At 43.7% G+C, this 23,660-nt stretch carries 19 protein-coding genes; 6 read left to right on the top strand and 13 right to left on the bottom strand.

Features of this window, described 5'->3' with window-relative positions:
• Positions 1-16 precede the first annotated feature (16 nt).
• The 3 genes from VL121_RS02015 to VL121_RS02005 form a co-directional block, all read right to left on the bottom strand.
• Positions 17-3,421 (bottom strand): TonB-dependent receptor, encoded by a 3,405-nt coding sequence (locus tag VL121_RS02015; protein ID WP_325401626.1) that lies wholly within the window; start codon positions 3,419-3,421, stop codon positions 17-19.
• Between the two features lie 101 nt (positions 3,422-3,522).
• Positions 3,523-4,599: a FecR family protein gene (locus VL121_RS02010; RefSeq protein ID WP_325401624.1), complete on the bottom strand. Its 1,077-nt coding sequence runs from the start codon at positions 4,597-4,599 to the stop codon at positions 3,523-3,525.
• Between the two features lie 52 nt (positions 4,600-4,651).
• Entirely contained in the window at positions 4,652-5,269 is a 618-nt protein-coding gene (locus VL121_RS02005; RefSeq protein WP_325401622.1) for an RNA polymerase sigma factor, read from the bottom strand.
• A gap of 187 nt (positions 5,270-5,456) precedes the next feature.
• Between VL121_RS02005 and VL121_RS02000 the strand changes: the two genes are divergently transcribed.
• From VL121_RS02000 to cysQ, 5 genes are all read left to right on the top strand, one after another.
• The gene (locus VL121_RS02000; RefSeq protein ID WP_325401620.1) at positions 5,457-8,447 is read left to right on the top strand and encodes a glycoside hydrolase domain-containing protein; all 2,991 of its coding nucleotides are present in this window, start codon (positions 5,457-5,459) and stop codon (positions 8,445-8,447) included.
• A 55-nt stretch (positions 8,448-8,502) separates the two neighbouring features.
• Positions 8,503-9,114, top strand: a complete 612-nt coding sequence (gene cysC / locus VL121_RS01995; protein ID WP_325401618.1) for an adenylyl-sulfate kinase — start codon at positions 8,503-8,505, stop codon at positions 9,112-9,114.
• A gap of 120 nt (positions 9,115-9,234) precedes the next feature.
• Entirely contained in the window at positions 9,235-10,476 is a 1,242-nt protein-coding gene (chrA, locus tag VL121_RS01990) for a chromate efflux transporter (RefSeq protein WP_325401616.1), read from the top strand.
• Between the two features lie 6 nt (positions 10,477-10,482).
• Entirely contained in the window at positions 10,483-11,487 is a 1,005-nt protein-coding gene (locus VL121_RS01985) for a sulfotransferase family protein (RefSeq protein WP_325401614.1), read from the top strand.
• 4 nt (positions 11,488-11,491) lie between these two features.
• Positions 11,492-12,259: a 3'(2'),5'-bisphosphate nucleotidase CysQ gene (gene cysQ / locus VL121_RS01980; RefSeq protein WP_325401612.1), complete on the top strand. Its 768-nt coding sequence runs from the start codon at positions 11,492-11,494 to the stop codon at positions 12,257-12,259.
• 107 nt (positions 12,260-12,366) lie between these two features.
• Here the strand turns inward: cysQ and VL121_RS01975 are convergent, their stop codons facing one another.
• From VL121_RS01975 to rimO, 6 genes are all read right to left on the bottom strand, one after another.
• Positions 12,367-15,561: an efflux RND transporter permease subunit gene (locus VL121_RS01975; RefSeq protein ID WP_325401610.1), complete on the bottom strand. Its 3,195-nt coding sequence runs from the start codon at positions 15,559-15,561 to the stop codon at positions 12,367-12,369.
• A 75-nt stretch (positions 15,562-15,636) separates the two neighbouring features.
• Positions 15,637-16,713 (bottom strand): efflux RND transporter periplasmic adaptor subunit, encoded by a 1,077-nt coding sequence (locus tag VL121_RS01970; protein ID WP_325401608.1) that lies wholly within the window; start codon positions 16,711-16,713, stop codon positions 15,637-15,639.
• A 16-nt stretch (positions 16,714-16,729) separates the two neighbouring features.
• Positions 16,730-18,169: a TolC family protein gene (locus tag VL121_RS01965; protein WP_325401606.1), complete on the bottom strand. Its 1,440-nt coding sequence runs from the start codon at positions 18,167-18,169 to the stop codon at positions 16,730-16,732.
• A 46-nt stretch (positions 18,170-18,215) separates the two neighbouring features.
• Positions 18,216-18,830 (bottom strand): TetR/AcrR family transcriptional regulator, encoded by a 615-nt coding sequence (locus tag VL121_RS01960; protein ID WP_325401604.1) that lies wholly within the window; start codon positions 18,828-18,830, stop codon positions 18,216-18,218.
• 203 nt (positions 18,831-19,033) lie between these two features.
• Positions 19,034-19,636: a TetR/AcrR family transcriptional regulator gene (locus VL121_RS01955; RefSeq protein ID WP_325401602.1), complete on the bottom strand. Its 603-nt coding sequence runs from the start codon at positions 19,634-19,636 to the stop codon at positions 19,034-19,036.
• A gap of 124 nt (positions 19,637-19,760) precedes the next feature.
• Positions 19,761-21,074 carry a 30S ribosomal protein S12 methylthiotransferase RimO gene (rimO, locus tag VL121_RS01950; RefSeq protein WP_325401600.1) on the bottom strand — a complete coding sequence of 438 codons (1,314 nt, stop codon included), beginning with the start codon at positions 21,072-21,074 and terminating at the stop codon, positions 19,761-19,763.
• Positions 21,075-21,109: 35 nt separating this feature from the next.
• On the opposite strand from rimO, the gene VL121_RS01945 reads away from it, so the two are divergent.
• Positions 21,110-21,298, top strand: coding sequence for a hypothetical protein (locus VL121_RS01945; protein ID WP_325401598.1), 189 nt, complete (start codon positions 21,110-21,112; stop codon positions 21,296-21,298).
• 284 nt (positions 21,299-21,582) lie between these two features.
• Here VL121_RS01945 and VL121_RS21625 read toward each other — a convergent pair whose 3' ends face one another.
• The 4 genes from VL121_RS21625 to VL121_RS01935 all read right to left on the bottom strand — a co-directional run bounded on the left by VL121_RS21625 (position 21,583) and on the right by VL121_RS01935 (position 23,136).
• A complete protein-coding gene (locus tag VL121_RS21625) occupies positions 21,583-21,822 on the bottom strand; it encodes an alpha/beta hydrolase fold domain-containing protein (protein WP_414635394.1) in 240 nt (79 codons plus the stop codon).
• Complete coding sequence (locus VL121_RS21620; protein ID WP_414635393.1) at positions 21,788-21,943, bottom strand: hypothetical protein; 156 nt, start codon at positions 21,941-21,943, stop codon at positions 21,788-21,790. Before VL121_RS21620 ends, VL121_RS21625 begins: the two co-directional genes overlap by 35 nt.
• A 215-nt stretch (positions 21,944-22,158) precedes the next feature.
• On the bottom strand, positions 22,159-22,452 hold the full coding sequence (locus VL121_RS01940; RefSeq protein WP_325401596.1) for an RNA polymerase alpha subunit C-terminal domain-containing protein: 294 nt from the start codon (positions 22,450-22,452) through the stop codon (positions 22,159-22,161).
• Positions 22,453-22,602: 150 nt separating this feature from the next.
• A complete protein-coding gene (locus VL121_RS01935; protein ID WP_325401594.1) occupies positions 22,603-23,136 on the bottom strand; it encodes a dihydrofolate reductase family protein in 534 nt (177 codons plus the stop codon).
• Positions 23,137-23,660: the final 524 nt, after the last annotated feature.

Here is a 23,660-nt window from a genome sequence, read left to right as displayed (position 1 = left end):
GAGAAAATGATACGGGTTAAAAATTAATACTCAGTCCAAAAGTATAAGAGCGCATGGCAGGGTAAGCGTTAAAATCCATGCCGGCACCGGCATTGGCGGTCTGTCCGCCACCTGCAGATCCTGCGCCCGTAGTACCTGTATTACCTGATTCATATCCTTTGGTGTCTACTTCCGGATCCCAGCCCGAATATGAAGTAAATGTGAGCAGGTTCTCCACTGCTGCATACAGGCGTATGGAATTAAACGCCTTTGAAACATTTCTCAGCGTATAGCCTAATGTTATATTCTTCAACCTTAAAAAAGAAGCATTCTCAATAAAATGAGAGTTGATATACCCGCCAGACTTCATATAGAAAAAACCATTCCTGGGTATATCGGTATTGGTATTGCCCGGCGTCCACCTGTTTAAAGCATCTGTAGTTCGGTTCCACTCCAGGTTCATACGGGTCATGTTCAGCAAATCGTTACCAACCGAGCCATGTACGAATATACCCAGATCAAAGTTTCTATAGTTGAAGGTGTTGGTAACGCCATATATAAATTTAGGATTAGCTGAGCCGATGATAGTGCGGTCGCTCGCGTCTATTTTGCCATCAGGTTTTCCGTCCGGCCCTGAAATATCCTGGAACTTAGGATCCCCGGCTACAGAAGCAGGTTGTGGCGCATACGTTTCTCCCGCCTGCAACACACCTAAATACACGTAACCAAACAAGGAACCCAGGGGTTGTCCTTCCCTTATTACTGCAAACTGTTCTTCAGATACTGTTCCCATGGGTTTGGAAGATGTCAGATAAATATCTTTCCCGCCAATATCAAGCACTTTGTTCCTGTTTATTGCAAGGTTTAGCTTGGTATCCCAGGTAAAATTTTGGTTTGTGATATTTTTGGAAGATATTTCAAATTCAATACCCTTGTTCTCAACAGCGCCCAGATTGGTTTGGCCCGATGTAAAGCCCGAATACAGGGGCAGGCTTTTGCTGATGAGCAGGTCAGTTGTCTTTTTATAATAGCCATCTACTGTTACCATTAAGCGCGAATTAAAGAAACCCATATCAATACCTGCATTGTACTGCGTGGTGGTTTCCCATTTTAAGGAGCTGTTTTCGGGAGACGATTGGTTTAAATGAGTGCCCGCTGTATTAGCGCTGCCATCAAATGTTAAACGTGTAGTTGCCATTAAAGCATATGATGCGTAGTTACCAATCTGGTCGTTTCCGGTTTTTCCATAACCCAGCCGGAATTTCAATGTGGAGAACAGGTTAAGGTTCCTGATAAATCCCTCTTTATCCATTCTCCAGGCAAACGCGCCGGATGGAAAATTACCCCAGCGGTGATCGGCGCCAAAGCGTGAAGATCCATCACGCCTCATAGTAAACGTAAAAAGATATTTATCGTTGAAGCTGTAATTCAACCTCCCAAAAAAGGAAATAAGAATACTCTCCTGCTTATAATAATTAGCACCTGTGATCGTAGAAGCGGCATCCAGATTGTTAAAGCTGAAAAGATCGGTTGAGAAACCTTTTACAGCCAGGGATTTAAAAGCGAAGCCCGTCTTTTCGTAAGCATATCCTCCCAGCACACTGAAAGCATGTACTTCGTTAAGCGTTTTGGCATAGGTAAGCGTTGCATCGAACAACTGTCGTGTAGAGGTATAATCTGAAGAACTGGCCACTCCATCATCAATTCCTCCCTGGTAAGTGCTTTTGGGTAAATATTTGCCGGTACGGTATTGCGCGATTTCCGCGCCAGCGTTAACACGACCCGTAAGTTCGGGTATAGGTTTTATTTCGAGGTATGCATTTCCGTTGAACCTGTCCTGCACCACTTCATTTTGCCTTCCTACAAGGTTGGCTAATGGGTTATCGCCTCTTCCTCCGGGAGGTCTGCCAAAGCTGCCATCAGCGTTATATACCGGCACGGTTGGATCGTAAGTAAGAATGCCCAGCAGCACGTTCGACTGCAAGATATTTCCACCATAATCCTGGATGTTTGAATTGGCTCTCTGTCCATAAATTGTTACGCCGGATTTGATAAAATCGTTAACCTTCTGATCTACATTTACCCTTGCGGAAATTCTTGAATAATCTGTATTTTTTAAAACGCCCGACTGTTTAAAATAACCAAGGCTGGTGAGTATCTTTGTATTCTCATTACCTCCCTGCACCTGCAGGTTGTGGCTTTGTACCACACCCTTGCGTGAGGCTTCTTTAATCCAGTCTGTATTTATGCTGGATTGCAGTTGCGATTGCGTATAAGCGCCGTATTCCTGGTTTGCCTGCCCGTCAATTTCTTTGTATAAGTCATTCGCCAGTGTCATATACTGTTTGCCGTTCAGCATTTCGAACTGGTCATTTATTTTTTGCAAACCAATATAACCGTTGTACGTAATTTGGGCTTTGCCAGATTTGCCCCGTTTGGTGGTGATGATGATAACACCGTTAGCACCACGGGCTCCATAAATAGCCGCGGCGGAGGCGTCTTTCAGAATTTCCATAGACTCAATGTCGTTGGGGTTAAGGTCTGCGCCATTCAGCGTGGCAAAACCATCCACCACATATAATGGCTCGTTGGTACTGCTGATAGAGTTGGCGCCACGTATACGAACCGACATGCTTCCGCCCGGAGCTTTTGAGTTCTGCAATACCATTACGCCTGCGGCCCTGCCCTGCAATGCCTGCGCAGCATTACTAACGGTACCGCCTGAGGTAAGATCGCTGGCCTTAAGGCTGGTGATGGCGCCGGTAAGATCACCTTTTTTCTGAGTGCCGTACCCTATTACCACCACACTGTTTAAATCGGCAACATCGGGTTCCAGTTTAATATTTAATGATGTTTCGTTACCCAGCTTTACAGTGTAGGTCTTATATCCTACAATACTGAATTCAAGGGTTTCTCCCGGGTTTGCATCTATAGAAAAATTTCCATTTTCATCGGCTATGGTTCCGCGGTTGCTACCCGTTACCGAAACCGAAACACCGGGAAGCGCATTGCCTTTCTCATCTGTAACCCTCCCTTTTATATTGGCCAATTCTTCACTTTTTTCGTACGCTATGCCTTCTTTTTTTTCGCCAATCGTAACCAGGCTGTCATTTATCATCTTGTAAGTAAGCATGGTATTGCTCAACAGTAATTCCATTACTCTTGACAGCGTTGCCTTTTTGAATTTCGCGGCTTTTACTGTTTTGTTCTGAAGCAAGTCGCTGCTGTAAACAAAACGAAAGAACGTGTTGTTCTCAATTTGCTTTAAAGCCGCTGCAAGCGGCATATTATTAGCTTCCAGGCTGATCTTATCCTGGGCAATTCCCTTTGCAGACACATGCAGGGTAAGCGTCAGAAGAAATAATGTAATACCGTTCATAAGCATCAGCGCCTTTAGTACCGGGCGCGGCGGGTGTTTGGGATCAATAGCCTTTTTTGTCATACCTTAGATATGTTTCGGTTAAAAAAAGGGACCAGTTGTTTCATGCGAGAGGCTTGGTCCTTACAGCCGTTATTGAGGGGGATGTGTCAGCATCCTCCTTATTATTTGGAAATTCTGATTACATCGTTTTCTTTTTTGTAGGTAAAGGGCCTGGAAAACTGAAGGGCAGACAGCACATCTTCAATGGATTCATTTCTGAATGATCCTGTGTAAAGATTTCCCGGCAATACATCATCATCCACTATAATGGACACCCCGTACCACCGTTCTAATTTTTTTACTACCTGTGCAAATGGTTCATCTGCAAAAGCAATCTTATTTTCTGTCCATGAAACTTCAACTATAGAAGTATCAACCTTGTCAATCTTAACAGGCAGCAATCCTTCACTATGTGTTTTCCTGCCGGTAATACTTTCCTCCGCTAATGCCACCCCCGGCCGTATTTCACGAAGCACATACTTTTCATTAGGCCGGAGCATAACCGTTTTTTTCTCCTTTTTCAGGGAAAGCTCAACACTACCCCTGATCAGCGCCGTTTCAAACAAATCGTCAGTTGCATAAGCCTTCACATTAAAAGCGGTGCCCAATACTTTTACATCCATGCGGGCAGTATGAACAACAAACGGCTTTGAAGCATTATGCGCCACATCAAAAAACGCCTCACCATCCAACTGTACACGGCGTTCCTCCTGTCCAAAACCAGGAGCTATAGAAAGTTTACTGTCTGCATTCAGGATCACTTTGGTACCATCTGAAAGCACAAGCGATTTTTTTTCCGCAGGTTGAGTAATATAGGAAGACCGGTAAGAAGCGGGAGACTTGCCACTTCTTACAAAATAATAGGTTGTGGTTGCTGCAATAAGCAAAAAGCAGGCCGCTGCCGCTATCAGTTTCCGGTTAACAGAGCGGGTTATGGAAACAGGCTTTGCCGAAGCAACGGCTTCTTCCGCAAGTTCTATCCTCCTTCCCAGTTTAGCCATCTGGTTTTTCAGTTCAATATTTTGCAGGCCTTTGCCGGCCAGGATCACCAGCGTACGCAATTCTTCTATACGGGCGGCAGTTTCAGGATTATCCCGCACTATTTGCATCCACGCGTGCATATCCGCTTCATTGCGTTCCAGGCAATAATTGATAAAACTTTCATCAGCCAGCAGCTCTTCATCATTTTGATGCAGCATGATCGCTTCTTTTTTTAATAGAGCTAAGAACCGGGAATTTTCACTAGTCTTTTTAAGAAAAAAATAAATGAAGTATCGCAAAGAGGGAAATAAGTGACGCAACGGCACTGGCTGGAATAGAAGTCCGGAGTTTTTGCATGGCAGCGTACACGGTATTATAAACCGTATTAACAGAAAGCCTATTAGCACTGGCTATTTCGGCATACGAAAGCCCGAGATAAAATTTCTGGTACATAATTTCGCGCTGCTGTCGCGGAAGATAGTTCAGGTGCCTGTTCACCAGGGCAGCCAACCTTTCCCGGCTTTCCTTATCCAGCAGGTTCTGCTCAAAAGACGGCTCCGCAAATGCCCCGTATTCACCCTGCAAGGCTTCATTAATATCTTCCGGCAAAACGCTGGCGGGGCGCATGCCATTAATGATACTGCGGTGGAAAAAAGTGAGCAGGTAATTGTGGGGATGATGAATATGCTGAAGCGACCTGCGCTTCTCCCATAAGTATAAAAATACATCATTGATCGTATCTTTCACCACCTCCGTGCTGAATCCTTTCTTTAGTCCTATGTAGCTGAGATAAGCATAGTAATGCCGGTATAGCTCATAATAAGCGTCCCGGCTTTCGTTGCGAACGAAATCCTGCCAGCAGTAGTTTATCGGAACATCATTTCTCATTAAAAGATCGCTTTCAGCCGCACATCACATCCTGATTAATTGGCATAAAGTTAATCAATCAGTTAATATCCTTCGTCACTTTTATGCCTGCAAACCAGAAATCACACAATCGTTTGCGATGCATTTGAGTTATTTTATTCTGTTATATTTATTCTTCAATGCCAAAAATCATAACAAGTATTTACAGATGAAAACATGGATATGCTGCATTTCATTTTGTTGCTTACTGTGCGGTTTGTATGCCCAGGAATTAAAGTATACCAACTCAAATAACGCATGGGATCCGGATTCCTTAGGGAATCATCGTGTACTGGTAGCATTTGCCGGGGAAGGCAATATTGCAAAAGTTGTAATCCCCTGGCGGAGGAGAGATAAGAACCCCGCAGATAAAAAAGTAATAGTTCAAGACGCACGATCGGGCAAAGCAATAGTAAACGTAACTACTAAAAATATTGCTTCCGCATCGGGTGAAGTGTATTTTGAACCGGTATCCGGCAAGGGTGAGTACTATGTATATTATATGCCCTACAAAAATGAAGGCCGGGCTAACTACCCGAAAGGCGTTTACCTGCCATCTGCAGAAACAGCATCTGCAAACTGGCGTTCAGCTATTCCATATGATATGCAGGCAAATGCGGTGGCAACTGAAATGCAAAGCATCAATGCATTCAACAGCAACTACCCGATGGAAGTGGCGGCCACAGAAAAAGAGACCAATGACCTGGTTCAAAAAAACAAGTCCAAAGCATTTATTGTTTTCCCGGAAGACCGGTCTCTGCCTGTAAGAATGAATACCAGCCTACCCTACCGCTGGATCCAAAAAGGACCCGCTGATCGTTTTTCAGGCAAAGCAGACCGGGGAGAATATTATAGTTTTCAACTGGCGCTCTTCGCGATAAAAAACATCGAAAATATTACTGTAAATTTTTCCAACTTAAAAAACAGCAAGGGTAATACCATTGCTGCAAAAAATATTTCATGCCTCAATACTTCGGGCGTGCGCTATGATGGCAAGTCCTTTAATCTGCACCCTGCTGTTGCTAAAGGCAATATTCAGTCACTCTGGTGCCTGGTGAATATTCCGCCATCCGCTGCGGCAGGTAAATACAAAGGCAGGGCGATCATTAACAGTAAAGGCAATCCGCCGGTAGCCGTTTCATTGGAGATTGAAGTTTCCGGCAATATCCTGGAAGACGGTGGTATCAGTAACCCGGCATTGCAAACGAGGCTGCACTGGCTCAACTCAGCCATGGCACAGGAAAATGCGGTGATAGCGCCCTATATACCGTTAAAGGTGAACAAAAGAAGCATTGACCTGCTTGGAAGAAGGATATACATTGGAGACAATGGGTTCCCGTTGCAGATTTTATCGTTTTTCACAAAAGAAATGACCGGGTATACTACAAACCCTTCCCGCATTTTCACGGGTCCTGTACAATTTAATGCTACCAAACAGGGCGCTTCAAATGCAATGGCATGGAAAGACAAGGGATTACAATTTGTAAAAAAAGAGCCCGGCACTGTTAGCTGGCAGGCGGAAAGTTATAATGCTGACTTAAAAAAAGAAGTTACCGCCACAATGGAGTTTGATGGTTTTGTAATGTACACGGTTAAGCTTACCGCGGTGAACGACATCAGCCTGAAAAATATAGCAATGGTACTGCCATTTACCAAAGATGCATCAAAATATATGATGGGATTGGGGCAAAAGGGTGGCTACCGGCCCGGTTCCTTTTCATGGAAATGGGATGTTGCCCACAAAAACCAGGACGGCACGTGGATCGGCAACGTAAATATGGGGCTTCAATACAGTTTACGCGATGAAAAATATACACGTCCTTTAAATACTAATTTTTATTTACAAAAGCCTTTGCTCCTGCCGGCATCGTGGGGTAACGACAATAAAGGCGGCATCAATATAACAGAAGAAGGCAATAGCGTAAATGTAAAGAATTACTCCGGTGAGCGATTCATGAAGAAAGGCGATTCACTTTTCTTCAACTTTACCTTGCTCATTACGCCCTTTCATCCTGTCAATACCGATTTTCAGTGGCAAACCCGTTTTTACCATAAATATGATCCCATTGATAAAGTTAAAGCGGCAGGCGCCTCGGTCATCAATATCCATCACGCCAATGCCATCAACCCATGGATCAATTACCCGTTTATTGAATGGAAGAAGATGAAAGCCTATATTGATGAAGCGCATGACAAAGGATTAAAAGTAAAGATCTACAATACTGTAAGGGAGTTGTCGAACAGGGCTTATGAAACATTCCCTATGCGGAGTCTCGGGCATGAAATATACTCACCGGGCCAGGGGGGAGGTTATAGCTGGCTGCAGGAGCACCTGGGAGATGACTATATAGCTGCATGGTTTGTGCCGGGAATAAAAGACGCGGCTATTATTAACAGTGGCATGAGCCGCTGGCATAACTATTATGTAGAGGGAATGAACTGGCTGGTGAACAATGTGGGTATTGATGGTATATACCTCGATGATGTGGCGTTTGACCGCATTACAATGAAACGCGTGAAACGTGTGCTTACGCAAAGCGATCATCCCGGTATTATTGACCTGCATTCTGCCAACCAGTTCAATGAACGCGATGGCTATAATAACAGCGCCAACCTGTATCTTGAACATTTTCCCTATATCAACCGGTTATGGTTTGGCGAGTATTTCGATTATGAAAACAACGGCCCGGATTTTTTTCTTACAGAGGTTAGCGGCATACCGTTTGGGCTGATGGGTGAAATGCTTGAAAAAGGTGGTAATCCCTGGCGGGGAATGGTATATGGAATGACCAACCGTATGCCTTATGATGGTAACAACCCCGGTGGCATTTGGAAGCTGTGGGATTCGTTTGGGATGACCGGCGCCAGGATGATCGGTTACTGGAGCGACAACTGCCCCGTAACCACCAGCAACATAAATGTGCTGGCTACCGTATATCAAAAGGACAGATCGGCGCTGGTTTCCATTGCAAGCTGGGATAGTACTGATACAAAGATCACACTGAACATTGATTGGAAAAAACTGGGAATAGATGCAGCAAAAGCGCGAATTATAGCGCCTGATATCAGTAACTTTCAAAAAGCGGGAACTTTTAATGCAACGGATACAATACCGGTAGAAAAAGGAAAAGGGTGGCTGCTGGAAATATCGGAGCAATAAACTGTGATAAGGAATAAAGCATCACAAAAATTTCAAACATTAAAAAACGGAACCATTGGAATTTGCAGCGATGAAATTGATAGAAGATATAGCATCTTCCAATCCTTTTTTCCCGAAGGAAAATGAAAACTTATTGCAACAGAAGGGAATGGCAATCTGGCTCACCGGGCTTTCAGGTTCCGGTAAAAGCACGATTGCTCTTTTGCTGGAGAAAAAGTTAACAGAGGAAAATTATTTTGTTGTAGTGCTTGATGGTGATGAATTGCGAAAAACACTGAATAAAGATCTCGGTTATAGCGAGGCCGACCGTACAGAAAATATTCGCCGCGCAGCAGAACTCACCAACCTGCTTGTTCAAAAAAATATTGTTGTGATTTGTTCTTTTATAACACCACTACAGCAACTGCGGGCACTGGCAGCGTCAATAACAGGTGATGCCTATTATGAAGTTTTTGTGGATTGTCCTTTGCAGGTATGCGAGGAACGCGATGTAAAAGGCCTGTACAAAAAAGCCCGTAACAATGAGATAAGCGATTTTACCGGCATTGGTGCTGCGTTCGAACCTGCTGTGTATGCGCAACTGACCGTTCATACCGACAACGAAACAGCTTACCTGAGTATGGAGAAGGTATATAGCCACATACTGCCGCTTATACAACCTGGCTGACCGGTATTCATTTGCTGTGAACTTGTATGAGCCAGGCATTACCTTACTTTGTAAAACAGCACTATCTTGCGTTTTGCATCCCGAATCCGCAACAAGCGTATAACATGCCGTAAATGTATCATGATAACTGAACAATCCCCAAACAGCAAACAGGAAGGTGTTGCATCGCTCACCTATCTTTTCTTCACTTTTCTTAAAGTAGGCATGGTTTCTTTTGGAGGAAATATGGCATTGGTAGCTGTTATCAAAAATATAATGGTAGACAGGGACAAAAGGCTTAAGAATGAAACCATACTTGACGCGGTAGGTATTGCCAGCTTATTACCGGGCCCTATGGCGGTTAATGTTGTGGCCTATATCGGGTACGACCTGAGAAAGCGAATGGGTGCAGTGGTGAGCATGACCGGGGTAATATTGCCAGCCTGCACTGCTATGCTTATGCTTAGCTGGGCGTATTTCAAATTCGGCTACCACCAGCAGTTTAAAGAAGTGATGTATTATGTAACCGGTGCGGTGAGCGCAATTATAGCCTCAACCGGTTTCCAGTTGTTTGCCAAATCGCTTACAGACAACAAGGCCAAAATCATTATTTGTATACTGAGTGTAGCAGGCATTATACTCACCAACAGCTTCCTGCTCACTATGGCCTTCATTACTGCCGGCGGAATGCTGGGGGTGTGGCTTAATATAGACGGAAAAAAAAACCTTGCGGAAAGCAACAGCACACCGGCTCAAAAACCCGTGTTCGGGCTCAGCAAAAGTTCGCTTGCGGCATTAACGGGGCTCGGAAGTATGATGCTGCTTTTTATAAGCAATGCGCAGCAGTATACCCATAATATCATTGTTAAGATGATCCTGGTTTTTGGTGGCATCAGCCTCACGCTTTTTGGCGGAGGCTATGTGATGATACCTATTATGCAAAATCTTTTTGTTACTGAAATGCATTGGCTTACCAACCAGGAGTTCCTTGATGCCATAGCCTTCAGCCAGTCAACACCCGGCCCCATACTGGTGAGCGCCACATTTATAGGTTATAAATTATCAGGCGTTATAGGCGCCGTATTGGCTACCATTGCTATTTTTGCGCCTTCGGCTATACTAATGATCCTGGTGTCGAGGCTGTACGGGGGGCTAAAGCATCATGTCCTTACCAAAAAAATATTGGCCGGAGTGAAAGCTGTTGTGATAGGATTAATTATAGGCGCGGCAGTAAAAATAGCACAACAGGTAACCTGGGGTGTTCCGCTTGCTGCTATTACCGTTATTTCTTTTATCGCTTCGTTCAGGTATAAAGTAAGCCCGGTATATATTATCCTTTCCTCCGCGTTAGCAGGATATGTTACCTGGTATTTTTCAAAATAATAAACTATGTCGTTACCCGGAATTCAATTTATTGGCACACAGCGCTCGGGTTCAAACCTGCTGAGAGTGATACTGGAACAAAGCCCCGAAATAGCAGCGCCGCATCCGCCGCATTTTCTTATGATGTTTATGCCGCTGATGCCATTGTATGAGCCGCTAAATGCCGATCGTTACCGTTTACTCATAAGTGATATGGTTGATTATGCAATCGCGAACCCTGTTCCCTGGGAAAATGTTTCTTTTGATAAAGCGGCATTATTTGAAATGTCTGCTCAATACCACCTCTTCGAAGCCTTCAGGCTGATATATGAACAGGCGGCCAAAAGCAAGCATGCCCGTTACTGGTGCTGCAAAAGCATGCAGAACCTTTTTTATTCAAAAGCGATGGAACAGTACGGACTGAACCTGAAATATATATTTCTATACAGGGATGGCAGGGATGTAGCTTTATCCTTTAAAAAAGCGATTGTAGGCGATAAGCATATATACCATCTTGCCAAACAATGGAAGGAAGAGCAGGATATCTGCCTTGATCTTTATCACAGCTATGGAAAAGAGCGCGTATACCTGCTGAACTATGAAGCATTGGTGAGCAAGCCGGAAGACTCCATCAGGTCGCTGTGCAGCTTCCTGGATATTTCGTTTCATGAAAAGATGCTGAAATTTTACGAATCCGATACTTCAAAACGGGCTGCCGCATCCGGAGATATGTGGAAGAATTTGGAGAAGCCTATTATGAAAGATAATACACAAAAGTTTTTGAAAGAGCTGACAGCGGAAGAAATTGAACTATTTGAATGGATTGCCAAAGATACGCTCACGGAACTTGGCTATCCGCTGTACAGCCCGGTTGCTAACCAATTGCTGGTTAGCAAAGCAGCAATAGAGCGGTACGACAAAGAAAACACACAGCTCAAAAAACAGTTTATGCAAACGGCGCCAAAATCGGATATTGAAAAAAGGCAGCCCCAACTGCAGATCATTAACGCCATTAAAAGCAGGGAAAAATAGTATAATGAACATCACTGAAACACTGATAAAGCAGGTGTCTGATATTGCGGTTAAAGCGGGAGAAGCGATACTTGACATATACCATTCCGGAGAAAAAATTAAAGTGTCTGTAAAGAGCGATCATACGCCCCTGACTATTGCGGATAAACAAGCGCACGATATTATTGTACACGGATTAGCTGACATTGATAACACGGTGCCCATTGTTTCGGAAGAAGGTGCTGATATACCCTATGAAGAAAGGCGGCATTATGAATATTTCTGGTGCGTAGATCCGCTTGACGGAACCAAAGAATTTATTTTCAGGCGTGATGAGTTTACTGTCAATATCGCGCTGATTCACATTAACAGGCCGGTATTGGGCATTATCTATGCGCCGGTTTATAAAACATTGTATACCGGATGCGCTGCTTTCGGAAGCTGGAGCAAAAGGGGTGGCGAAGCTGCCACAAAGCTTAGTGCAGACAAAGCGGCTACCGAATGGACTGCTATCGGAAGCCGGTCGCATGCAAGCGCCGGAGAGGATGAAGCTTTGCGGGCTTACCCTGTTGTTAGCCATATAGCTGCCGGCAGTTCGCTGAAATTCTGCAGCATTGCTGAAGGCGCAGCGCATATCTATTACCGTCATGGGCCAACAATGGAATGGGATACGGCAGCCGGCCAGGCTATTGCCGAAAGCAGCGGCGCTGTTATGACAACGATTGACGGGAAACCGTTCCTGTATAACAAGCCTTCGCTGCTGAACGGGGGTTTTATCTGCAAGGTGCGGTAAGTTCAGCACCGCCAGGAGGCTTTTGCTCCCAAAACCCTGGAATAACAAAGCAAAAAAATCCCGGCAGTAATACAACCACCGGGATAAGCATACGTAAAATAGGTTTCCTATAATGTAACATGACCAGCTATGTGAGGCTCATGATCATTCTCTATAATCATTTGCGCTTCCCCGTAGGGTGCTACCATAAGCTCCGTAACAGGCTGTGGCTTTTTGCCTTTGTTCACTCTTCTTATAATGCCATCAAATGCAGCATACATTACAGGCACAATAATAAGGGTTAAGAAAAGAGAACTCAGTAAACCGCCTATGATCACCCATGCCAATCCATTCTTCCATTCCGCACCGGCACCGCTGGCCAGGGCTATCGGCATCATTCCTATTACCATCGCTATGGTGGTCATTAAAATAGGACGTAACCTGGCATGGTTGGCATCTATCAATGCCTGGTAGGTGCTTTCGCCTTCCGCCTTACGCTGGTTGGTAAAGTCAACTAATATAATAGCGTTTTTAGCTACCAGGCCAATCAGCATGATCAATCCTAAAATGGTAAACAGGTTTAAAGAGTTATTGGTAAGCGCCAGTGCCAGTAACGCTCCAATAATGGCTAATGGAATAGAAAACAATACCACTAACGGATAAACGAAGCTGTTGTATAAAACCACCATAATAAAATATACCAAAAATATGGCTGCAATCAGGGCAATGCCCATCGAACCAAAGCCTTCACTCTGGTTCTCCATATCCCCGCTCCATACATAACTCACACCTGTAGGCCGCGACAGTTTATCCAATGCGGCCTGCCACTCCGCGGCAACAGTACCGGTTGGCCTACCCACCGTTTGCGCTTCTACCGTTACCGAAGTACTTTTATCCCGTCTTTCTAACTGGCTGGGACCCGATCCTTCTTTTACACTGGCAAACTGCTCTAAGCGTACCTGGTTTCCTTTATCATTAATAAAAAGCAACTGCTTAACATCCCGGATGTTTTTGCGGTCAAAACTTCCGTAACGGATATTAATATCGTATTCGTATTCTCCCTGCCTGAACTTGCTATCGGTATTACCGCTAAAAGCGGTTTGCATGGTAGCGCCTACTGTAGAAAGCGTAAGGCCCAGCGCGGCCATCTTATCACGGTCTACCCGCACTTCAATTTCAGGATTACCTGCCTCTACAGATAATTTCATTTCCGTAGCGCCCTTAATCTTCTTCAGCTCATCCATTGCCTCATTGGCATATACCATAATGCTGTCGAGTTCGGGACCAGTAACTACCAAAGCCAGGGGCGCCCGTTCTGCCGACCCCAGTATACTTACAGGCACTGTTTTTACTTTGGCGCCTGTTAACACGGGCTCCAGCTCCATTTTCATTTTTGCAGCATAAATATTAGCATCGTCTGCCCGCTGATTTTTGGGTACCAGTTGCACAGCAATCTCCGACTTGTAAGGAGTTGCCTGTGTGCCCCCCATACCATCGCTGGATTGTCCCACTGTTGTAATCAACCGTATAATCTCTTTTTTACCGCGCAGGTAGTCCTCCGCCTTTTGCGACAGGGCATTGGTTTGTTCAATGGAAGCATCTTTCGGCAGTTCTATCTGTACCAAAAATTCACCCCTGTCGCTCTTGGCAAAAAACTCTGCTCCAATAAAACCACCGCCTACCAGGCCAAAGGAAGCAATGAGCAAACTAAACACCAGTACAAGCGTAGTTTTTTTATGCGCAAGACTCCATTTTAATATTCCCGATACCCATTGGGTAAATTTTTCCAACCCGCTTTCAAACGCGAGTATAACTCTCCCAAATAAATTCTTCCCGGTAATTTTTTCCAGCTTTCCAAAACGGGACGACAACCAGGGAACAATGGTAAAGGATGTGGCCAGGGAAAGCATGGTAGCAATTGCCACGGTTATACAAAATTCTTTCAGGATATCTGCGGCCAAACCCGAACTGAGCGCTATAGGCAAAAACACCACTACAATTACCAGCGTAATGGCGGTAACGGTAAACCCTATCTCCTTTGTGGCATCATACGCTGCCCTTACCCTGTTCTTACCCATTTCCATGTGGCGGTATATATTTTCCAGCACCACAATAGCATCATCCACCAATATACCTACTACCAGCGAAAGTGCCAGCAGCGACATCAGGTTAAGCGAGTACCCCAGCAGGTACATGCCAATAAACGTTGCGATCAGGGATACAGGAATGGCCACCATCACTATCAACGCGTTTCTTACACTATGCAAAAAGAACAACATAACAAAAGCTACCAGGATAATGGCCAATACCAGGTCGAATATTACCGCATTGGCTGATTCCAGGGTATAGTCAGAACTATCGTTGGCAACCGACATCGTTAAACCCGACTGCTTATAATTGGTCTGCAGCTTTGAAATGTTTTCTTTAATTAATTTGCTAACGGCTACGGCATTGGCATCCGATTGTTTTATTACCTGCAGGGCAATGGCGCTCTGCTGGTTTACACGGGCTATTTTTTCAACATCCTTTTGTGCATCCTGCACATCCGCCACCTGGCTTAAACGGATCTGCGCTCCCTGCTTGCCGGTGGCCACTACAAGGTTTCTTAATTCATCAACCGATTGGTATTTACCGGATAAGCGGATCAGTATATCGCTCTCCCGCGTTTGTACGCTACCGGTAGGGAAATCGAGGTTGCCGGAAAGCACCGCGTTCTGCACCTGCAATAACGATAAACCATAAGCCTCCAGTTTCGCGGCATCTGCACTAACCTGTATCTCTCTTTCCTGCCCGCCAATTAAAGTAATTTTTGCCACACCGGGCACCCTGGATAAAACGGGAGCAATTCGCTTATCCATCAAGTCAAAAAAATCGGTTTCATTCAGCGTGGAAGAAGCGGAAAGCGTCATCACCGGTAAATCATCCAGCGAAAACTTGTTCAGGGAAGGAGGATCTACATTATCCGGCAAATCCTTTAAAATACTGTTTACTTTCCGTTGCGCGTCATTTAACGCGTAATCCACATCGGCGCCACTGTTTAATGTGATGATGACAATGGAGAGGCTTTCGAATGACTTCGTTTCAAGTTTTTTAATGCTCTCCATGGAGGATACCGCGTCTTCAATTTTTTTTGACACGGTATTCTCCACTTCTCCCGGTGATGCTCCCGGATATATGGTAGTAACCGATACTACAGCCGGCGAAAATTTGGGCAGTAACTCGTAGTTCAGCGACTGATAAGATAATATGCCACCCAATGTTAGTACGAGTATCAGTACTATAACCAGGGAAGGCCGTTTTATTGATATTTCTGCAATTTTCATCCTGTTATTTTTAAAATGTTTCCTGCTGTGGCCTATAGATTTATTATTTACGCAACAGGTAGTTATTTCTGCGGATTATTGTATTACTGCAACTTTAGACCCGTTGCTTACGTTTACCTGTCCGCTAATAATCACCTTATCTCCTTCACGCAGTCCGCTAAGTATTTCCACTTCGTTTCCTGTAATTCTGCCCGCAACAACCTGCTGTAAACGGGCTGTACCTTCATTAGTGAGCACAAAAACCTGGTTGCTGCTCACACTGCCGGTAAACGCGGTTCTTGGTATAACAAGCGATGTAGCTGCAGCAGGAAAATGAAACATAGCCGTAGCAAACATCCCGGCTTTTACCCCGGCGCCTGTGGTATTGGTCATTTCAATTTCCACAGGAAAGTTTAACGCGTCATCTGATTTGGCTGCAATAAAACCAATCACACCTTCAAAAACCTTGTTGGGAAAAACACTCACTTTTACCTGAACCCTATCTCCTGTTTTCAATTGCGCAACCTGCGCTTCATTAACCTGAACCTTTAATTTAAGCTTCGAAACATCTACCAGTTCAAACAACTGCGTACCCGGGTTTAACACAGCGCCGGGTTCAATAAACCGCCTATTGATTGTTCCGTTAATAGAGGCGCGTATATTGGCATCTGTAATTTTTATTTTAGCCTGCGCTACACGAAACGCCGCATTTTTCAATGTTAGCTCTGCCTGGTCTAATTGCTGCCGCGTTACACCACCTGTTTTAAAAGCATTTTCAAACCGGTTTTTATCCCGCAGCGCATTTTGATACTGCTCTTCCGCGCTTTGTAAATCCACATGCAGCCCATCGGTTTTAATTACGGCAAGCGTTTGCCCCTTCTTTACTTTTTCACCTTCTTTCACCAGCACATGAATAACCCTGCCCGCAGTTTCCGAAGCGAAGTTCAATTGCTGAACCGGCGTAAAATTTCCGTTGGCTGTAAAATCCATATTTACAGATTTTTGTTCAGCAGTTGCCACCTTAACGGCAACCTCCGTATTGCGCCGGGCCACGATAGCCGTTTTTTCATCGTTTTTCTTTTTATTGTTAGTAAGCACCCAGCTTATTCCGGCAAATGCCGCCGCGATTATAACAAGGGTGGTAAGGGTGCGCATAATTTTTTTGCTGCTCATAAAGAATAGTATTGATTTAGTTGAGTAATGTTTTAAGTTTTCCCTGCGCTTTTATTAATTGTACTTCGGCCAGTTTATAATCCAGCAAAGCGGCAGAATAATTGTTCTGCGCTTCTGTAACCGCGTTTTCCGACTGAAGCAGGTCGGTTAAATAGGCTAAGCCCTGGTTGTAATTATTTTGGGTATTGCGATATACTTTCTGCGCCAGTTCCACATTCTTTTTCTGGTTATTTAAGATGATGACGCTGTTATTGATCTGGATTTTTGCATTTTCAAAAGACAGGTTTAGGGCAAGGCTGGTTTGCGCCATATCTTCCTTTAATTTTCTTAAGCTTACATCTGCCTGCCTGACGCGGGAACGCGTAGCCCCACCATTAAAAAGGGGTATCTTAAGCGATGCGCCCACGCTACTGTAATCAAACCAGTTTACACCCTGGTTTGGTCCTTTAAAAACAGGGAACCTGTTGCCCATACCCTGGTAATTGTAATTACCCGATAAAGAAAGAGATGGATAATATTCGGCTTTATATGCCGCTTTCCGGTAATGCAGTAGTTCTTCCTGTTTTTTGAGCGCCTGAAATTCGGTACGTCCGTCAATATCAAGCGTTGACTGTAATTCCAGCGCTTCCGGCTGTACCTGGTGTAATGCAACAGCCGAAAGCTGAATGGGTTGCCGGATATTTATACCTGTTACATATTTCAGTTGATTCTCCATTATAACAACGGCATTGTGCAACTGCAGTTTTTGACTTTCCAGGTTAGCGATATTTACTGCAATTCTGTCTACATCAATTTGTTTGCCCAGCCCGCTTTCATATTGCCCCTTAATGATAGCCTCCGATTTTTTAATATTGCTGATGGTGCTGTCAATTACTCCAATTTTCTGACGCTGCACCAGCACATTGTAATATGCTGTTGCCACCAGTTCAATAACCTGTTCTTCGGCCAGTTGGCCATTAAGCTCATAATACTCCTTTGCACCCTTAGCAGCTTTTAAGCCGGTAAATAAAGACTGATCAAACAAGCTCTGGGTTAAACTGATACCCGCTGCAGATACCCACTTCTGACCAAAACTCACCAGCAGGGCTTTTCCCGGTTGGCCAATCACATCGCCCGGAAGAACGCTTTGCTGCAGGAGCGGGTTATAGGTAATATTACCGCTGCCATTAACCTGGGGTAAAGCGCCGGCGCGTACCTCATCAATTTGGTATACGCTGTTTTCAATATCCAGCTTAGCCTTACGGGCTGTTTGATTTGCCTGCAGGGCCATTTGCAGCGCTTCTTTCAGGCTGAGCGTTTTAACGGTATCCTGGGCCTTTACTCCTTTAAAAAAGTATAACACTAACACCAGCAGCAATAAGCCCCGTTTTATGTGCGTGCTTACCCGGTAGCCAGGATACGCCGCTGCAATATGGCCGGCTACCGGAATGTTTACGGTACGTTTACTTGGTTTCATTTTTTTGATTTAATAATAACAGGTTTGTTTTCTGCTTTGCCTATAATTAATTGCCGCATGTGCACGACTTAAGACCTGCCACGTAAATGGCAATCAATTCTTTTTGATTTTTAAATACTTCAGCTATGGCTGTATGATCGGGGATCATAATACGCCAGCGCAATACATCCTGCATAGCCGCCAGGGTATCCAGCAAAAGGGAAGCTGTACGGGGAATGTTCACCGCTTTAATTTCTCTGGTATGCATGGCCGCTTCCAGTTCCTTTTCAACTAATTGCTGTTGTCTTTTTTTGAGGTCTTCCATCAGTTCCGCCAGTTCCTGGTGGTTATAAAAAAATTCCTGCGCATGGTCGGCAGAAAGCATATAGTACTTTTCAAAAAAAAATTCCTTGGCCGCAACCAGCCCCTTCATTTTTTCTGCCAGCGATTTTTTTTCGGAAAGCATACGGGTCAGCCGCTCCATATATTCCGCTATCACACTATTCATTACAGCCGCAACCAGCTTTTTTTTATCGGGGAAATAATAATACAGGTTTTGCTGGGAAACGCCTAAATCACGGGCGATATCGGTAAAAGTGGTTTTACCAAATCCAAAATGAATGAACCGCTTTAAAGCCACTTCAATAATGCTTTCCTGTTTTATGGATATTCCTGTTTTCATTTAAAGCTGACTATTTTACCATTTGACTATTTTGATTTAAAAGTCAAAATTAAGAATAAAAACCGGAACCCGGTTACTTTTTCAAAAAATAAAATGTTAAGCTGCTGTAGTAAAACAACGGGAGCAGTACCCCTTTCTCTAATGGTTCCGGGTTATTTTTACAGCAACTCCCTGGTAATCAGCTATGCAGCCAGGCTGCTTATTTAAGTCATTAAACCTTTGAGGAAAATAGTTGCGAATTCTTTTTCTTTAGTAAAAATCAGCTCAAATGCTTCTTTGCCGGGAAAAATGGTTCCGCCGTTTTGCTGGAGTAATATATGCCTGAGGCCTTCCAGGCAGTTGAGAAAGAGTTCGGTAGTAGCGGTTACATCCTTCATGGTAAGGACGCCACTTTTTTTGCCCTTATTAAAAATTGTTTTCACATTTTTAAACTCGGATACCCGCGCAGCATTAAAGATAGATTTCAGTTCATCGGGCGATTTTTCAATGGCCGTTTTAACAAACTCAACAATATTATAATATTGCAGAATAAAGTCTTTTCTTTTTTTAAGATAAACGATGATATGTTTCAGCGGGTCTTCATCAGGAACAAACCCGCTAGCATCCAATTGCTGCTGCCTGCTGATAATATTGTTAATAACGGCCGCGTACAGGTTCAGCTTATCGGGGAAATAATAGTATAGTAATGGCTTGGAAATACCCAGGTCGCGGGCTATTTCGGCCATAGTGGTTTTACTTACGGTAAAATGGGCAAACCTTTTTTCAGCCGCCAGGATAATCGCTTCTCTTTTTTGATCGTGGTTCATAGTTCAGTTTCAATGCCTGTTCATTTGGCCGGAGATTCACATTATATTATGAAATATATCTGCCCCGAATTTGAACAGGCTTCTATTACCATAAAATCGTAAGCCGCTGCAAAAAATATGCTTCCTAAGCTTCTACTACGGTTCCTTCCAAATCATAATCGTATGCTTTGGTAATTTTTACGTTCACGAATTCACCTGGTGTTAATTTACGGCTGGCAGTAATAATCACTTCATTGTCTACTTCAACCGAATCAAATTCGGTACGGCCCAAATAACGGCCGGCTTCTTTTTTATCTACCAGTACTTTAAAAACCTTATCTATTTTCTCCTGGTTTTTTTCGTAGCTGATCTCCTGCTGCACTTCCATTATTTCCTGTGCCCGGCGCTCTTTTTCCGCATGAGGAATATTATCTTCCAGCGCATGAGCCGAAGTGCCTTCTTCATGCGAATACGTAAAAATGCCTACCCTGTCGAAACGATGCTGCTGCAAAAAACCTTTCATATCGTCCACATCGGCTTCCGTTTCCCCCGGAAAACCGGCAATGAGCGTAGTACGCAGGCAAATATCCGGAATGCGGCTCCTGATCTCCCCTATTAAATCATCCATTTCGGCTTTCGTAATCTGGCGCCGCATGGCCTTCAGCATCTTGTTGCTGCTGTGCTGCAAAGGCATATCAAGGTAATTGCAAATATTGGGTCTTTCTTTCACAGCGTCTATAATTTCCAGGGGAAATTTGGAGGGATAGGCATAATGCAGGCGGATCCATTCCAATCCCTTCACATCTGCCAGTGCATGCAATAAGCGCGGCAATTCTCTTTTTTTGTAAATATCCAGCCCGTAATAAGTAAGTTCCTGGGCTATCAGCATAATTTCTTTAACGCCTTTGCGCACCAGCCCTTCCGCTTCCGCCACTAATTGCTCCACCGGCTTACTAACGTGCAGCCCCCTCATTAAGGGAATAGCGCAAAAAGAGCAGGTACGGTTGCAGCCTTCAGATATTTTCATATAGGCGTAATGGCCGGGGGTGCTTAATAAGCGCTCACCAACTAATTCCGCTTTATAATCAGCTTCAAATTTTTTTAAGATCAATGGCAGTTCCATGGTGCCAAACCAGGCGTCTACTTCGGGAATCTCTTCTTCCAGGTTTTGCCGGTAGCGTTCGGTTAAACAACCGGTAACGTATACCTTATCCAACTTTCCCTTCTTCTTAAGGTTTACGTGATCAAGGATGGTATTGATGGATTCTTCCTTGGCCTTATCTATAAACCCGCAGGTATTGATCACCACAATATTGTGGTCGCTTTTTTTACTTTCGTGTACCACATTAATATCATTAGCCATCAGTTGCCCGCTCAATACTTCGCTGTCTACCACATTTTTACTGCAACCAAGGGTAATGATGTTCACCTTGTCTTTCCGGAGTGTTTTTGTCTTCATACGAACGGCGAAATTACATAATATTGGCTGTACGCATGGTTACATTTCAAATTGTTGCTATACTGATAGACAGAAACGCATCTGCCACTGCGAAATATACCATAACGGAGAGCCCAATTAATAATTCGTGCATTCGTGGTATACAACACTATAGTCAACGAGGTAAACAGGAAAGCGATGGCGTAAGGAAATGTTTTGTTAGCCTTTCCTGCCGTGCAGGGTAGTTTGCCATGTTTTCATATACCGTTCCGCTGAACTTTGATTTGCCCGGGTAACCGCTAAACGAGGCGAATATCTTTTAACTCAGTTGCGCTTTAAGAAAACGCATGACCTTATTTCTTACCTCATTTATATTGAACATGCTTCCAAAATATGGCGCGTCTTTTACTATAATAAGCTCATTCTGTACGCCGTACACATTTAACCATGCACCCGGCAGCCGTGATTGTTTTAGAGAAACCAGTTCATCTTTTTGGCCATGAATAATCAGAAGCTAAACGGTTTGCTGCTACCTGGCATAAAAAAATGCTTCAACATCTTTGTTTTTAAATAATCCCGGCAATAAAGCCAGATGTCCGCCTGCCGAAAAACCCATAACGGCAAAGCGTTTTTTATCAACCCCGTACTTATCAGCATTATCATATAAAAATGAAACGGCACGATTGCAATCCTGTATCGGGGCAGGGAAAACGGACTGTGTACTGAACCGGTAATCAATAGAAGCCAGGGCAAAGCCGCTGCCAACTATTTTCCGCTACCGTCTTTTTCATATAACCAAGGCCGGCGTATTTATCATTGACCAACCAACCATCCCCATGTATCAGAATCACTAACGGCAACTTACCTTTTGCAGGGTATCTGCGTTGCACGGTATGTTACCCTTCAAAACTGTGCCTTCGGGAAAAACATCAATAGCAGGATTGATTTGAGAAAATCCGTGGGGTACAATTATAAACAGGAGAAATAAAAATAGAATACTTTTTTTCATTTGGCATGTTCTGACATGATTGTCAAACTTTACCACTGCCCTGTATGGCTGAATGTATGGAAATACTTAAATGCTAAAATAAATGAAACTCGTTTATCATCTCTTAAAGGCCAGATTTTCTTTTTCCAATGCTGTCCGAAGTTTAGGGATTGAATGCTTTCCGAAACCGTGAAACTGCATTAATTCTTTTTCGCTGAATTTTGAAAGCTGTTTCAATGTAGTTATTCCGTTATTTTCTAATGCTCTTCTTGCAGGCGCCGGAAGTAAAGATAAAAATCCGTTTTGAGGTTTTCTCCCTGCTTCACAAACCGGGCAGGTTGGGCAGTCGCTGCTTTTATAGTATTCATGCCCCTTGCCGCAAGTTCTTAAAGTTCCCTTTTTTATTTGCATGGCTGTTTTGTTGAGGTGTCATTTATTACAATACCCGTTAATCAAGTCACGCAGGGCATTTTCACCCCTACGTTCTCACAGAACTGCAATTAGCCGGTTACACTACGTACCGCCCCGCCTGAAGAAAGCCGGGCGTTCGAGGTTCGTTGTTTATTTTTTACGTTTGTAATGCAATTGTGTTAACCCGGTATCAAATGTTTTTACAGACACAAATTCCAGCATTTGCTCAGGTCTTCCTTCTTTAAACAGTCTTGTTCCATTACCTGCCAGTATTGGAATAACCGAAATAGTGCATTCATCAATCAAGTCATTTTTTAAAAGTTCGTTTATTATTTCTGCCCCTCCGTCACAATAAATATTCTTTCCGTTTTCGCTTTTTAGTTTGTGTACTAATTCAGTTAGATTTCCGGTGTAGAACTGTATTTTGCCAACACCTGTCCTTGGGGTTCCTGTTATCACGTATACGTCTCTTTCTCCATTATCATAATGAGAAGAACCGATTTCTTTAAGCACATAATCATATGTTTTCCTGCCAATAATAATGGTATCAATCGTTGAGATAAATTTCGCATAACCATAATCTTCGCCTTCTTTTTCCACTACTTTCAAGAAGCTCAGATCGTCATTAGGTTTTGCAATGTAACCGTCCAAACTTGTGGCAATGAAAAGTAATAATTTACGCATTTGTCTTTTATTTTAATTTTTTTCAAAATTAATACAGAACACCCATTTCTGCTTTGGAAAAACGACAAATTAAAGTTGTGTTTGAATATTCTTTTGGTGAAACCGTCATGTATGTTTTAAAATTTCGTTCCCATTGTCTGCCGTGTTCAGGCCCTTTCAGTTCCCGATCGGATTGGATAAAGGACTCTAATTCTACACAGGGTTTTATTGCTTTGTATTGCATCAGCTCTGTGGTGTTCGTTTACAATGACCGCCAACGAGAATGCCGTCTGCCGAAACCGAACCTGATAGCGATATGGGGCTGAATGCTCATCCGTCTTGCCCCGATTTGCAATTTGCTGAAGCTTAGTTTGTCAATCCCAACTTGCATAAACCCCATATTGAGTAGTTATTTTTGTCCGTTGTTATCGAAATTGTGAGTGTTTATTTTTTAATTTTTCCGTTCTCAAATGATTCTTCATATTCTAAATTTCCTTGCTTATCATACCGAATCCATTTGCCGTGCTTTTTATTGTCTTTAAAGT

It is taken from the genome of Agriterribacter sp., from assembly GCF_035497235.1.
Taxonomy (GTDB): Bacteria; Bacteroidota; Bacteroidia; order Chitinophagales; family Chitinophagaceae; genus Agriterribacter.
This window is presented reverse-complemented; position numbering and strand designations above follow the sequence as displayed.